Raw genomic sequence first — 14,053 nt, 5'->3', positions numbered from 1 at the left:
ACATACGTAAGTATAGGACTCTTTGTGCATAGTCACAAAGAGTTTTTTTATTGCAAGTTTTTAGGCATTGGAGGAGGAGATATCAATGGAACAAAAGCCAGTGTTAGATATTCATGAAGTACCGAAACCAGGAAAATGGTTATTGTTAAGTATACAACATTTATTCGCCATGTTCGGGGCAACGGTGCTTGTGCCGTTTTTAACAGGATTAAGCCCAGCAGTCGCTTTAATATCGAGTGGAGTAGGAACACTAGCATTCTTACTTGTGACGAAAGGGCAAGTACCAGCTTACCTTGGATCATCGTTTGCATTCATTGCACCGATTATTACAGCAAAAGCAGCAGGTGGCCCAGGAGCAGCTATGGTTGGTGGAATGATGGCAGGACTTGTCTACATGTTGATTGCACTTGGAATTAAAAAGTCTGGATCAAACTGGATTATGAATCTCTTACCGCCAATTGTAGTCGGACCAGTTGTTATGGTAATTGGACTTGGTCTTGCACATACAGCAGTAAATATGGCAATGAATAATGCAGATGGAAAATATAGCTTTACACACTTTTCAGTTGCGCTCGTAACATTAGCAATTACAATCATCTGCTCGATTTTTGGAAGAGGCTTTCTTAGCATCATACCAGTTTTAATTGGAATCATAGGTGGTTATATCTTTGCTTACTTCCAAGGCTTGGTCGATTTGAAACCAGTGGTAGAAGCAAAATGGTTCGATATACCAGACTTCATAGTACCATTTGTCACATATACACCGGAGTTCTCGTGGAAAATAGTACTAGTAATGGTACCAGTTGCGGTCGTAACAATTTCAGAACATATTGGGCATCAAATTGTACTTGGAAATGTTATAAATAGAGATTTGATTCAAAAACCAGGTTTACACCGCTCTATTATGGGTGACGGAATTGCGACATTTATCGCCTCAACAATTGGGGGGCCGCCAAATACAACATACGGTGAAAACATTGGGGTACTTGCGATCACAAGAGCATACAGTGTGTACCTATTCGTCGGATCAGCAATATGTGCAATTATCTTCGGATTTATTGGGAAAATCTCAGCGCTTATCCATTCGATTCCAACACCGGTAATGGGCGGTGTATCAATCCTGCTCTTCGGTGTGATTGCATCAAGCGGTTTACGTATGTTAGTAGATGAGAAAACAGATTTCGGAGATAAACGTAATCTAATGATTGCGTCTGTCATATTAGTAATTGGCATTGGCGGTGCAGTACTTCATATTGGTCAATCTTTCCAAGTGGAGGGGATGGCTCTTGCAGCAATCGTGGGAGTACTGTTAAATCTCGTTTTACCTGAAATGAAAGAGAAAAAACAATCAAAGCAGATTGCTTCATAAAGACAGCCTTTTAATTCAGTCCTGTGAGACGGAAAAGGGTGTGTAGTTTGTTACACCCTAGTCTCACACGATTAGGGTGTTTTTATGCAGTTATTATTATATAAATTCACAAGTGCTATGATAAAAATCAGAAAGATGAGGGATGACAATGAACCATTTGTTAACGATGAGTGAGTTATCGGAGCAGGAGATTTCAGAAATTCTAAAAGATGCAGAAGATTTCGCAAGCGGAAAGGGCATAAAAGCGACAGAGCAAACGTTTGTCGCAAACTTATTCTTTGAGAATAGTACGAGAACACGTTTTAGCTTTGAAGTAGCAGAGAGACGTTTAGGACTTGATGTTCTTAACTTCTCAGCAGAGTCTTCTAGCGTACAAAAAGGAGAAACATTGTACGATACGGTAAAAACACTAGAATCGATAGGAACAAGAGCTGTTGTCATCCGCCACGAGCAAGATCGATACTTCGATGAGCTTAGAGAGCAAGTGAATATTCCAATCTTAAATGCAGGTGATGGATGTGGGAATCATCCAACACAATGCTTGCTTGATCTCTTAACAATCAAACAAGAGTTTACAACATTTGAAGGGTTGAAAGTAGCAATTGTTGGAGACATCCGTCATAGCCGAGTAGCGCGTTCAAATGCAGAGGCGTTAACAAAATTAGGAGCAACCGTTTATTTTGCAAGCCCTGAAGAATGGAAAGATGAAACGAACACATTTGGAACATACAAAGCATTAGACGAACTAGTTCCAGAAGTTGATGTAATGATGTTACTACGCGTGCAGCATGAACGTCATGATCATTATGAAACAGACATTATGAAAGAATATCATAAAGAGCACGGTTTAACGATCGAACGTGAGAAACGCATGAAGCAAGGAAGCATTATTATGCACCCAGCACCTGTAAACCGTGATGTAGAAATTGCGAGTGAACTTGTTGAGTGTGAGCGTTCACGTATCTTTAAACAGATGGAAAACGGTGTTTATGTAAGAATGGCTGTATTAAAACGCGCATTACCAAATGTATTAGGAGGAATGAAACATGAATTATTTGTTTAAAAATGGTCGCTATATAAATGAAGAGGGAAATATCGTCACAACAGACCTTCTCGTACAAGACGGTAAAATTGCGAAAGTAGCAGAAAACATCACTGCTGAAAATGTAGAAGTAATTGATGTAAACGGAAAATTAATTGCACCTGGGTTAATTGATGTACACGTACATCTTCGTGAACCGGGTGGTGAACATAAAGAAACAATTGAAACAGGTACACTTGCAGCAGCAAAAGGTGGATTTACAACAATTTGTGCAATGCCAAATACGCGTCCTGTACCAGATAGTAAAGAACATATGGAGGATTTACAAAAACGAATTCAAGAAAAAGCACACGTAAATGTACTGCCATATGGCGCTATTACAGTACGCCAAGCAGGTTCTGAAATGACAGACTTTGAAACATTAAAAGAGTTAGGTGCCTTTGCATTTACCGATGATGGAGTAGGCGTACAAGATGCAAGCATGATGCTAGCTGCTATGAAGCGTGCAGCAAAATTAAATATGGCAGTTGTTGCACACTGCGAAGAAAATACGCTAATCAATAAAGGTTGTGTACATGAAGGGAAGTTTTCTGAGAAACACGGATTAAATGGTATCCCATCAGTATGTGAATCTGTACATATTGCCCGGGACATATTACTTGCGGAAGCGGCGGATTGCCACTATCACGTATGTCACGTAAGTACAAAAGGATCTGTACGAGTGATTCGCGATGCAAAACGTGCTGGAATTAAAGTAACAGCAGAAGTAACACCGCATCACTTAGTATTATGTGAAGATGATATCCCATCGGTTGATCCAAACTTTAAAATGAACCCACCGCTTCGAGGAAAAGAAGACCAAGAAGCATTAATTGAAGGGTTATTAGATGGAACAATCGATATAATTGCAACAGATCATGCACCGCATGCAGCAGAAGAAAAAGCACAAGGTATTGAAAGAGCACCGTTTGGAATTACTGGTTTTGAAACAGCATTCCCATTACTATATACAAACCTTGTGAAAAAAGGAATCATCACATTAGAACAATTGATTCAATTCTTAACTTCTAAACCGGCGGATACATTTGGTTTAGAAGCGGGTCGTCTAAAAGAAGGAAGAGCGGCTGATATTACAATTATCGATTTAGAACAAGAAGAAGAGATTGATCCAACAACATTCCTATCAAAAGGAAAAAATACGCCATTTACAGGATGGAAATGTCAAGGATGGCCGATTATGACATTAGTTGGCGGTAAGATCGCATGGCAAAAGGAGAGTGCATTAGTATGAAAAGACAGCTTATCTTAGAAGATGGCACAATTTTAATTGGAAAAGGTTTCGGAGGAGAAATTGAAAAATCAGGTGAAGTGGTATTCACAACAGGAATGACAGGATACCAAGAGACATTATCTGATCCATCTTACTGCGGTCAAATCGTAACATTTACGTATCCATTAATTGGAAACTATGGTATTAACCGTGACGATTTTGAATCTATTCAACCATCTGTACACGGATTAATCGTAAATGAAATATGCGATCATCCATCTAACTTCCGTAATGAGTTAACGTTAGATCAATATTTAAAAGAAAGAAATATTCCAGGTTTAGCTGGTATTGATACACGAAAACTAACACGAAAAATTCGTCAATATGGAACACTACGCGGACGTCTTTGTAACATGGATGCAGATGTAGAGCATGTTGTAAGTCAATTAAAAGTAACAGTATTTACTGATCATGTAAAACGTGTGTCTACAAAAGATCCATATCCAAGCCCAGGACGCGGCTACCGTGTTGTACTTGTTGACTTTGGTATGAAGCACGGAATTTTACGTGAACTAAATAAGCGTGATTGTGACGTAATCGTTGTACCATACAACACAACTGCAGAAGAAATTTTACGATTAAATCCAGACGGTATCATGTTAAGTAACGGACCTGGGGATCCAAAAGATGTACCAGAAGCAATTGAAATGATTAAAGGAATCCTTGGGAAAGTACCATTATTCGGAATTTGCCTTGGACACCAATTATTTGCGCTAGCATCTGGTGCAAATACAATCAAATTAAAATTTGGTCACCGTGGTTTAAATCATCCTGTAAAACATTTAGAGACTGGAAAAGTTGCGATTACATCTCAAAACCACGGATACGCAGTAGAAGAAGAGTCCGTAGCAACTACCGATCTTGAAATTACACACGTTGCATTAAATGATGGTACAGTAGAAGGTCTTCGCCATACGAAGTTCCCAGCATTTACAGTGCAATATCATCCAGAAGCATCAGCAGGACCAGAAGATGCAAACAACTTATTTGAAGACTTCTTAACAATGATTGAAAACTTTAAGAAAGAAGGGGAAGAGTTATGCCAAAACGCCTAGACATTAACACCATTTTAGTAATCGGATCAGGACCTATTGTAATCGGGCAAGCAGCGGAGTTTGACTACTCTGGAACGCAAGCTTGTCAATCTCTTAAAGAAGAAGGTTACAAAGTAATCCTTGTAAACTCTAACCCAGCAACAATTATGACGGATACTGCAACAGCAGATAAAGTATATATTGAGCCATTAACACTAGAATTTGTAAGCCGTATTATTCGTAAAGAGCGCCCAGATGCAATCTTGCCAACACTTGGCGGACAAACGGGACTAAACATGGCTGTTGAACTTGCGAAATCAGGTGTACTTGAAGAATGCGGAGTTGAAATTTTAGGAACGAAATTATCAGCAATTGAGCAAGCGGAAGATCGTGATTTATTTCGTACATTAATGCAAGATTTAAACGAACCAGTACCACCAAGTGAAATTATTCATACGCTTGATGAAGCATATGAATTTATAAAAGAAATTGGCTATCCAGTAATTGTTCGCCCTGCATTTACGCTAGGCGGAACTGGCGGTGGTATTTGCCATGATGAAGAAGAGTTAATTGAAATTGTAACAAGCGGTTTAAAACATAGTCCAGTAACGCAATGTTTATTAGAAAAAAGTATCGCTGGTTTTAAAGAGATTGAATATGAAGTAATGCGTGATGCAAACGATAATGCGATTGTAGTATGTAACATGGAAAATATTGACCCAGTTGGTGTGCATACAGGAGATTCAATCGTTATTGCGCCGAGCCAAACATTAAGTGACCGCGAATATCAAATGTTACGTAATACTTCATTACGAATTATTCGTGCATTAGGAATTGAAGGTGGATGTAACGTTCAGCTTGCATTAGATCCACATAGTTTCCAATACTATGTAATCGAAGTAAATCCACGTGTAAGTCGTTCATCTGCATTAGCATCAAAAGCAACAGGATATCCAATTGCAAAATTGGCAGCGAAAATTGCAGTCGGTTTAACACTTGATGAGATTGTAAACCCGGTTACACAAAAAACATATGCATGCTTTGAACCAGCATTAGACTATGTTGTTTCTAAAATTCCACGCTGGCCATTTGATAAATTTGAATCAGCAAACAGAAAGCTTGGCACACAAATGAAAGCGACTGGAGAAGTCATGTCTATCGGTCGTAATTTAGAAGAATCATTATTAAAAGCAGTTCGTTCTTTAGAGCTTGGTATTTATCATTTAGAGCTTGATCATTTAAAAGAGCTTGATAAAGAAACAATGAAAAAACGTATTATAAAAGCAGATGATGAGCGTCTGTTCGTTGTAGCAGAAGCGATTCGTCAAGGTGTAACGAAAGAAGAAATTAATGCATGGTGTGAAATGGACTTCTTCTTCTTACAAAAAGTTGAAAACATCGTAAACATGGAGCGTAACGTTAAAAATCATGTAGGCGATATGGAAGTATTACAAGAAGCAAAAGCAATGGGATTCAGTGATCATTACATCGCGGCTGCTTGGGGTAAAACAGAGCGTGAAATTTACGATATGCGTAAAGAAAACGGCATGACACCAGTATTCAAAATGGTAGATACATGTGCGGCGGAATTTGAATCTGCAACGCCTTACTACTACAGCACGTATGGCGATGAAAACGAATCAATCGTTACAGAGCGTAAAAGTGTAATCGTTCTTGGTTCTGGCCCAATTCGCATCGGTCAAGGTGTCGAGTTTGACTATGCAACAGTTCATTCTGTATGGGCAATTAAAGAAGCTGGTTACGAAGCAATTATTATAAATAATAACCCAGAAACAGTTTCAACAGACTTTAGTATTTCAGATAAATTATATTTTGAACCACTTACAATTGAAGATGTAATGCACATCATCGATTTAGAAAAACCAGAAGGCGTAATCGTTCAATTTGGTGGCCAAACAGCAATTAACTTAGCGGCAAAATTACAAGAGCGCGGCGTGAAAATTTTAGGTACATCACTAGAAGATTTAGATCGTGCAGAAGACCGTGATAAATTTGAAGCAGCTTTAACACAGCTTGGTATCCCGCAACCAGTTGGTAAAACAGCAACGACTGTAGAACAAGCGGTAGCAATCGCTGAAGAAATTGGTTACCCAGTATTAGTAAGACCATCTTATGTACTAGGTGGGCGTGCGATGGAAATCGTATACCGCCAAGAAGAGCTTCTGCACTACATGAAAAATGCGGTTAAAGTTCATGCAGATCATCCAGTATTAATTGACCGTTACATGGTTGGGAAAGAAATTGAAGTAGATGCAATTTCTGATGGTGAAAATGTATATATTCCAGGTATTATGGAACATATTGAACGCGCTGGAGTTCACTCTGGTGACTCAATTGGAGTATACCCACCGCAAAGCTTATCTACAAAACTGAAAGAACAAATTATCGAAAATACAATTGCACTTGGAAGAGGATTAAACATTGTTGGATTACTAAATATCCAGTTTGTAGTATTCAAAGACGAAGTGTATGTAATTGAAGTAAACCCACGTGCGAGCCGTACAGTACCATTCTTAAGTAAAATTACAGGTGTACCGATGGCGAATATCGCAACAAAAGTTATTTTAGGTCAAAATCTTGTAGAACAAGGATATGAAACTGGATATCGCCAAGAAGAGAAAGAAGTGTATGTAAAAGCTCCGGTATTCTCTTTTGCGAAACTACGTTCTGTTGATACAACATTAGGGCCTGAAATGAAATCAACAGGGGAAGTAATGGGTAAAGACTTAACGCTTGAAAAAGCATTATATAAAGGACTTGTTGCTGCTGGAATCAATATTCCAACGCACGGATCTGTAATCATCACAGTAGCAGATAAAGATAAAGAAGAAGCAATGGAAATCGCAAAACGATTCCATGAAATTGGCTATAACTTATTAGCGACAGCAGGAACTGCGAAATCATTAACAGATCAAGGCGTTCCAGTTCAAGTTGTAAACAAAATTGATTCTGAAGACTACAACTTGCTTGATATTATTCGCCAAGGAAAAGCGCAATTTGTTATTAATACATTAACAAAAGGAAAACAACCAGCGCGTGATGGCTTCCGTATTCGTCGTGAGTCTGTAGAAAATGGTGTAGCATGTTTGACATCATTAGATACAACAAGAGCAATTTTACGAGTACTTGAATCTATGACATTTTCAGCTCACGCAATGAAAGAATTTACGGGGGCTGAGCGTCACGAGGTGGTACATGCATGATGCAAAAGCAAAATATGATTGTCGTTAACCAAAAAGAAATCGCAAAAAATATTTACGAACTCGTACTTCAAGGTGATTTAGTAGAGCACATGAACGAGCCAGGGCAATTTGTACACATTAAAGTAGCAGAGGGCAGCACGCCCCTGCTGCGCCGCCCGATTAGTATTTGTAATGTAGATCAAGAGAAAAACGAATTTACAATGCTATACCGTGCAGAAGGACAAGGAACAAAAACATTAGCAAAGAAAAAGCAAGGTGAACTTGTAGATGTATTAGGACCATTAGGCCATGGATTTCCGGTAGAAGAAGCGGAGGCTGGACAAACTGCTCTATTAGTAGGAGGCGGAATTGGTGTGCCACCACTTTATGAGCTATCACAACGCCTTGTTGCAAAAGGAGTACGTGTCATTCATATCCTAGGTTTCCAAACAAAAGATGTTGTTTTCTACGAAGAGAAATTTGCAGAACTTGGTGATACGTACGTTGCAACAGTAGACGGTACTCATGGTACAAAAGGATTTGTAACAGATGTAATTGATGCATATGGAATTGACTTTGACATTCTTTACTCATGCGGACCACTGGCAATGCTACGTGCACTAGAAGGGCGCTATAAAGAGAAAAAAGCGTATATTTCACTTGAAGAACGTATGGGCTGCGGTATTGGAGCATGTTTTGCGTGCGTATGTCATCTGCAAGAAGATCCAACTGGCTATTCCTATAAGAAGGTGTGCAGCGACGGACCAGTATTTCCAATCGGGGAGGTTGTACTATGAACAGATTGCAAGTTGACTTACCAGGATTAACATTAAAAAACCCAATCATCCCAGCATCTGGTTGTTTCGGATTTGGCCGTGAATTTGCAAAGCTGTACGATTTAAGTGTACTTGGATCAATCATGATTAAAGCGACAACAGAACAACCGCGTTTTGGGAATCCAACGCCGCGTGTTGCAGAAACACCTGCTGGTATGTTAAATGCAATTGGTTTACAAAACCCAGGGCTAGAAAAAGTTGTGAACGAAGAATTACCATGGCTTGAGCAGTTTGATGTACCTATTATTGCGAACGTTGCTGGATCACAAGCGGAAGACTACGTGGCAGTTGCGAAAGAAATTTCAAAAGCACCGAATGTTCATGCATTAGAGTTAAATATTTCTTGCCCGAATGTGAAGACAGGTGGAATTGCTTTCGGTACAGTACCGGAAATTGCAGCAGATTTAACGAAACGTGTAAAAGAAGTATCTGAAGTTCCGGTATACGTAAAGCTATCACCAAACGTTACAAACATTGTTGAGATTGCAAAAGCAATTGAAAACGCGGGGGCAGACGGATTAACGATGATTAATACATTGCTTGGCATGCGTTTAGATTTAAAAACAGCGAAACCAATTTTAGCAAACCGTACAGGCGGATTATCTGGACCAGCGATTAAGCCAGTGGCAATTCGCATGGTGCACGAAGTGAGTCAAGCTGTTAACATTCCGATTATCGGAATGGGCGGTATTGAATCGGCGGAAGATGTAATTGAATTCTTCTATGCTGGTGCAAGTGCAGTAGCAGTTGGAACAGCCAACTTCGTTGATCCGTTTGTATGTCCAACAATTATTGAAGAATTACCAGCACTTTTAGATGAATTAGGATTTGAACACATTTCGGAATGTCAAGGAAGGAGCTGGAAGTAAGCATGTCACAATCTTTAATAGTTGCACTAGATTTTCCAGGTAAGGCAGAGGTAGAACAGTTTTTAAGTCACTTTGAAGGAGAACAATTATTTGTCAAAGTTGGTATGGAACTGTTTTATAAAGAGGGACCTGCTATTATCACGTATTTAAAAGAAAAAGGACATCAAATTTTTCTAGATTTGAAACTTCATGATATTCCGAACACAGTAAAAAGTGCAATGCGCAATTTAGCTAGTTTAGAAGTTGATATGGTAAACGTTCATGCTGCTGGGGGAAGCAGTATGATGAAATATGCGCTTGAGGGATTAGAGGAAGGTAAGAAAGAAGGAAAAGAGAGACCGATTTGTATTGCAGTTACACAACTAACAAGCACATCGGAAGAAGTAATGAAAAACGAGATTGGCATTGAGAAAACGTTAGAAGAAGCGGTTGCTCACTATGCGAAATTAACGAAAGAAAGCGGTTTGGACGGCGTTGTTTGTTCAACGCTTGAAGTACCAAAGTTACGCGAAGTATGCGGAGACGCTTTCGTAACAGTAACACCGGGGATTCGTCTTGCAAACGACGATGTAAATGACCAAGTGCGCGTAGCAACGCCAAAACGTGCGCGTGAACTCGGCTCTAGTTATATCGTAGTAGGACGTAGTATTACAAAAGCAGAAAATCCGCGCGAGGCGTATCAAATTGTAAAAGAACAGTGGGAGGGTGTAACAGTATGAAAAAACAAATTGCATCTCATTTATTAGATATCGGAGCAGTATTTTTACAACCAAATGATCCATTTACATGGTCTTCTGGCATGAAATCACCAATTTATTGTGATAACCGTTTAACGTTATCATACCCAGAAGTACGCCAAGCGATTGCAGCAGGATTAGAAGAATTAATTCAAACTCACTTCGGAGATGTTGAAGTTATTGCAGGTACAGCAACAGCAGGTATTGCGCACGCTGCCTGGGTAAGCGATCGTATGAACTTACCAATGTGCTATGTACGCAGCAAGGCAAAAGGTCATGGCAAAGGAAACCAGATCGAAGGTAAAGCAGAAAAAGGCCAAAAAGTTGTCGTAGTAGAAGATTTAATCTCAACTGGCGGCAGTGCAATCACTTGTGTAGAGGCACTTCGTGAAGCTGGTTGTGAAGTATTAGGAATCGTATCTATCTTCACATACGAACTTGAAGCAGGAAAAGAAAAATTAGCAGCAGCAAACGTTGCATCATACTCTTTAAGCGACTACAGTGCACTTACAGAAGTAGCAGCAGAAAAAGGTATGATTGGCGAAGCAGAAACGAAGAAACTACAAGAATGGCGCAAGAATCCAGCTGACGAGGCTTGGATTACAGCGTAATCATAAAGAAAACACGACCGTGGGGGGAAACGCGGTCGTGTTTTTTTACATTCATGGACTACATGGTTCCTTATCTCAAAATTCAGAGAAAATAAAGGAGAGGTACAGAGATCATTATCAATCAATCTTATTATAAAAAATAAGGTGAATAATAAAATATGCCAATACCAATACTTACAGTTGATAAAATAATCGTTCCTAATACCAAAGGATTTAAAGTGAGGCGGAATACTGTTACTGATCCTAAATCTACACCACCGCTATGATATTTATCTGCAATTTTAGCATTGTTTCTTTGAATCATAACGAAATAGGGAATGAGCCATATGCAACATAACAATAAAATACTTCCCATAACTAAACTTTCTAAAGCAGATACTTTGAAAGAAATTGAGAAGCGCCATATCACAAGTAATTCGAATAAAATGGTCATGGCTGTTAAGATGATCTTTCTCCACTTTTCACTAAACTTTTTAAAAATAGTCGCATTAAGAAATTGCTCGGTTTTATCCAATGCAAATGCTAACAAGAAGAGGCAACAAACTAAAATGATAGTGACTAGAATGTTTAATAATGAAATCATATGTTATTCCTTTCTTTTACGGTTTTATAATAGGTAGTCTAAGTATTCGTACTAGAGCATTTATGTAAGTATATGAATTAGCTCATATAAGTGTTGTATGGTAGGAACACTACATTGTTGTTTTTTATTACTTCGATCTAACCATATTCCATGCATACCAGCATTTTTACTGCTAAGAGCATCTGTTTCTAACCTGTCTCCTATATAATAGCAATCTTGAATTGGGTATTTTGCTTTCATACTAGCTGCTTGGAAGATAGCTATATTTGGTTTTGCCACACCTACTCTACTAGAGGCGATGACCGGGTTAAAATAATGTAGGATATGTAAACGATTTAGTTTTTCAATTTGTTGATCGTAATCTCCATTACTAATAATTCCTAATAGATAGCCTTTTTGTTTTAAAGTATGTAATACATCAATTACATCTTCATAGACTACCCAGTTTTCTTTGTATAAGGATAAATATAGGTTGAATTTCTCATCAGCTTCTTCATTCGTTAAGAGAATGCCGTACTTTTGAAAAAGGTCTATCATTCTTATCCTTTTTTGTTCTTGAAATGATAGTTTATTACATAAAAATTGATTGAAGTATCGTTCTGAGAGTTGGTTCCATAGTTTGCTAGCTTCGAGTTCCTCACCAGAAAAAATGTGATTATGCTCACGGAAAAAGTCAAGGATACCATTTTTTTCAGCAAGCTCATAATCAAGTAAAGTACCATCAATATCAAAGAAAATCATGAATAATGCTCCTTCAGTAACATGTAATGATACATAGTTATTGCTTTTTATCCCGCATTAACGGGCAGTAATACTCCCGCCACCTCAAAATTCAGCGAAAGCATTGTCCAGCTCTAGCGGCTAGAATCTCCGGCCGTTTCACCCCCTCGGACGAGGCGAAAAGCGCCTCTCTGTCAGGGGCGTGGGCGTCCTGCGATTCTGAACGAGCCGCTTCCTCTTTTCTTAAGAAGTTAGGCGGGAGATAAACTGCCCGTAAAAGCCCGATTGGTTCAACTAATAATCAGTGGGGGATGAAGAAAACCCCCACTGATTAAAGTTTCACTTTATCTACTTCCTTTTTACCCTTTACAAATAATAGTGTTATATAAGAAACAAGAAACGAAAAAATACTATACATCCCTACCCAAAAGAAAAATGATCGATTAAATAAGGTTACTGCGAAAATAAGAAAAATCGCAAACGTGATAATAGGCATCACAACATACGTTTTTGTAATCCGTGTACCAATAACAGAAAGAATAAAGATAAGTAATGGACAAACAAATAATACGAATATAAATTCATTCATGCGTTGTCCTCTTTTCTTACAAGTTTATTATTTTCCTGTTAAACGTTTTTCTGTACTCATTTCTTTTCCTTCTAATCGCTTCGTAAATGTATTTCGCCAGCTATCTGATAAAGAATCAACTGCTAATATGCGTTGTATACTCTCAATATTTTGTTTATCGCGGTGCATGATTTCATTTGCGAAGGCTATTGTGATGCGGTGTTTATTTTGTTCTATTAATTTTATTTCATCAGAAGGGGAAATAGTTCCTTCTGTTAGTACTCTTACATAAAATCCAGTAAATCCTGTATTTTGCACAAGAAGCGGGAAGTCTTTTCGATTGTAGCGATAAGATAGTTTATAGCAAGGTTGCCTCGGCTGCGTTACTTGTATGAGCGCTTCTCCTATTTTATATATATCACCAATGCATACATCTGATTCCAGTAATCCTGTTACTGTTAAGTTTTCTCCGAATGCTCCGTATGGAAGTTGCTGCGTTAGCTGTTGTTCCCAATATGGATAATGTTCAAAGGCATATATACAAACAGCTTTATCTTTCCCGCCGTGATGCTTTAAATCAGCTTGACCGTCGCCTTCGAAGTTAAGTGTCGATAAATATAACGGTTTATTAATACTTTCTTTAAACAAACCAGTTTCAATTTCTTTCCCTTGAAACTGGAATTTTTGCGGTGTTCCGATATTGAGGGAAATAATGTGTGGCATAAGTATAACTCCTTTCTATCTTTATATATGGTTTATATTACCATGAAATGAGGTGAGGATTACAAAATTTGTAGGAAAGTTCATACATTTACAAATTGATCAAAGCAGAGGCCATTAGTGGCATGAAGAAGTATGAATATAGTTAACAGATGAGAAAATTAAAGGAATAAAAAATATTGCTTTTTCACCTTATTTATTATAGGATAATCATTAAGTAAATAAGATAAGCGATGAATGGAATAAAGTAGTGTATGTTCTCCCTGTCAAAGAGAGCTGACGGTAGGTGTAAGTCAGTACATAGAACAACATGAATTACGATCCAGGAGCATCTTCTTCGAGCGAATAGTAAGGGGAAGACGGTGAAGAGCCGTTATAGAGAATGAAGAGATTGGCATATAAAGTTTGTCAATAATTAGGGTGGTACCGCG

The 14,053-nt window shown here is 38.4% G+C and carries 13 protein-coding genes and 1 other annotated feature; of the genes, 9 read left to right on the top strand and 4 right to left on the bottom strand.

Annotated elements, in window-relative coordinates; all coding sequences use genetic code 11:
- Window positions 1-85: 85 nt before the first annotated feature.
- The 9 genes from MR076_RS15345 (at window position 86) to pyrE (ending at window position 11,031) form a co-directional block, all read left to right on the top strand.
- A complete protein-coding gene (locus MR076_RS15345; protein WP_242222053.1) occupies window positions 86-1,369 on the top strand; it encodes a solute carrier family 23 protein in 1,284 nt (427 codons plus the stop codon).
- Window positions 1,370-1,517: 148 nt separating this feature from the next.
- Window positions 1,518-2,432 carry an aspartate carbamoyltransferase catalytic subunit gene (locus tag MR076_RS15340; RefSeq protein ID WP_242222051.1) on the top strand — a complete coding sequence of 305 codons (915 nt, stop codon included), beginning with the start codon at window positions 1,518-1,520 and terminating at the stop codon, window positions 2,430-2,432.
- Window positions 2,416-3,702, top strand: coding sequence for a dihydroorotase (gene pyrC, locus MR076_RS15335; protein WP_242222049.1), 1,287 nt, complete (start codon window positions 2,416-2,418; stop codon window positions 3,700-3,702). The genes MR076_RS15340 and pyrC overlap by 17 nt, the downstream gene beginning before the upstream one ends.
- A complete protein-coding gene (locus MR076_RS15330) occupies window positions 3,699-4,796 on the top strand; it encodes a carbamoyl phosphate synthase small subunit (protein ID WP_242222047.1) in 1,098 nt (365 codons plus the stop codon). Before pyrC ends, MR076_RS15330 begins: the two co-directional genes overlap by 4 nt.
- Window positions 4,781-7,999 (top strand): carbamoyl-phosphate synthase large subunit, encoded by a 3,219-nt coding sequence (carB, locus tag MR076_RS15325; RefSeq protein WP_242222045.1) that lies wholly within the window; start codon window positions 4,781-4,783, stop codon window positions 7,997-7,999. Before MR076_RS15330 ends, carB begins: the two co-directional genes overlap by 16 nt.
- Window positions 7,996-8,775: a dihydroorotate oxidase B electron transfer subunit gene (pyrK, locus tag MR076_RS15320; RefSeq protein WP_242222043.1), complete on the top strand. Its 780-nt coding sequence runs from the start codon at window positions 7,996-7,998 to the stop codon at window positions 8,773-8,775. Before carB ends, pyrK begins: the two co-directional genes overlap by 4 nt.
- Entirely contained in the window at window positions 8,772-9,683 is a 912-nt protein-coding gene (gene pyrD, locus MR076_RS15315; protein WP_242222042.1) for a dihydroorotate oxidase B catalytic subunit, read from the top strand. Before pyrK ends, pyrD begins: the two co-directional genes overlap by 4 nt.
- A gap of 2 nt (window positions 9,684-9,685) precedes the next feature.
- A complete protein-coding gene (gene pyrF / locus MR076_RS15310) occupies window positions 9,686-10,402 on the top strand; it encodes an orotidine-5'-phosphate decarboxylase (RefSeq protein WP_242222040.1) in 717 nt (238 codons plus the stop codon).
- Entirely contained in the window at window positions 10,399-11,031 is a 633-nt protein-coding gene (gene pyrE, locus MR076_RS15305) for an orotate phosphoribosyltransferase (protein WP_242222038.1), read from the top strand. Before pyrF ends, pyrE begins: the two co-directional genes overlap by 4 nt.
- 130 nt (window positions 11,032-11,161) lie before the next feature.
- Here pyrE and MR076_RS15300 read toward each other — a convergent pair whose 3' ends face one another.
- From MR076_RS15300 to MR076_RS15285, 4 genes are all read right to left on the bottom strand, one after another.
- Window positions 11,162-11,614, bottom strand: coding sequence for a hypothetical protein (locus MR076_RS15300; protein WP_242222036.1), 453 nt, complete (start codon window positions 11,612-11,614; stop codon window positions 11,162-11,164).
- A 60-nt stretch (window positions 11,615-11,674) separates the two neighbouring features.
- On the bottom strand, window positions 11,675-12,355 hold the full coding sequence (locus tag MR076_RS15295) for an HAD family hydrolase (RefSeq protein WP_242222035.1): 681 nt from the start codon (window positions 12,353-12,355) through the stop codon (window positions 11,675-11,677).
- Between the two features lie 310 nt (window positions 12,356-12,665).
- A complete protein-coding gene (locus MR076_RS15290) occupies window positions 12,666-12,923 on the bottom strand; it encodes a YbeF family protein (protein ID WP_242222033.1) in 258 nt (85 codons plus the stop codon).
- A 27-nt stretch (window positions 12,924-12,950) separates the two neighbouring features.
- On the bottom strand, window positions 12,951-13,625 hold the full coding sequence (locus MR076_RS15285; RefSeq protein WP_242222031.1) for an MOSC domain-containing protein: 675 nt from the start codon (window positions 13,623-13,625) through the stop codon (window positions 12,951-12,953).
- Window positions 13,626-13,846: 221 nt separating this feature from the next.
- Window positions 13,847-14,053 (top strand) — a binding site (T-box leader). This feature is flagged as partial in the annotation.

Origin of the sequence: Bacillus cereus group sp. BfR-BA-01380 (assembly GCF_022663535.1) — a bacterium.
Taxonomy (GTDB): domain Bacteria; phylum Bacillota; class Bacilli; order Bacillales; family Bacillaceae_G; genus Bacillus_A; species Bacillus_A cereus_BB.
The sequence above is the reverse complement of the archived record's forward strand: the minus strand, read 5'-3'. Positions and strand labels throughout refer to the sequence as shown.

What these genes read in the sequence shown, in the direction of transcription:
- MR076_RS15345 (WP_242222053.1), top strand. Translation starts at nt 86, where the DNA reads ATGGAACAAAAGCCAGTGTTAGATATTCATGAAGTACCGAAACCAGGA.
- MR076_RS15340 (WP_242222051.1), top strand. Translation starts at nt 1,518, where the DNA reads ATGAACCATTTGTTAACGATGAGTGAGTTATCGGAGCAGGAGATTTCA.
- pyrC (WP_242222049.1), top strand. Translation starts at nt 2,416, where the DNA reads ATGAATTATTTGTTTAAAAATGGTCGCTATATAAATGAAGAGGGAAAT.
- MR076_RS15330 (WP_242222047.1), top strand. Translation starts at nt 3,699, where the DNA reads ATGAAAAGACAGCTTATCTTAGAAGATGGCACAATTTTAATTGGAAAA.
- carB (WP_242222045.1), top strand. Translation starts at nt 4,781, where the DNA reads ATGCCAAAACGCCTAGACATTAACACCATTTTAGTAATCGGATCAGGA.
- pyrK (WP_242222043.1), top strand. Translation starts at nt 7,996, where the DNA reads ATGATGCAAAAGCAAAATATGATTGTCGTTAACCAAAAAGAAATCGCA.
- pyrD (WP_242222042.1), top strand. Translation starts at nt 8,772, where the DNA reads ATGAACAGATTGCAAGTTGACTTACCAGGATTAACATTAAAAAACCCA.
- pyrF (WP_242222040.1), top strand. Translation starts at nt 9,686, where the DNA reads ATGTCACAATCTTTAATAGTTGCACTAGATTTTCCAGGTAAGGCAGAG.
- pyrE (WP_242222038.1), top strand. Translation starts at nt 10,399, where the DNA reads ATGAAAAAACAAATTGCATCTCATTTATTAGATATCGGAGCAGTATTT.
- MR076_RS15300 (WP_242222036.1), bottom strand. Translation starts at nt 11,614, where the DNA reads ATGATTTCATTATTAAACATTCTAGTCACTATCATTTTAGTTTGTTGC.
- MR076_RS15295 (WP_242222035.1), bottom strand. Translation starts at nt 12,355, where the DNA reads ATGATTTTCTTTGATATTGATGGTACTTTACTTGATTATGAGCTTGCT.
- MR076_RS15290 (WP_242222033.1), bottom strand. Translation starts at nt 12,923, where the DNA reads ATGAATGAATTTATATTCGTATTATTTGTTTGTCCATTACTTATCTTT.
- MR076_RS15285 (WP_242222031.1), bottom strand. Translation starts at nt 13,625, where the DNA reads ATGCCACACATTATTTCCCTCAATATCGGAACACCGCAAAAATTCCAG.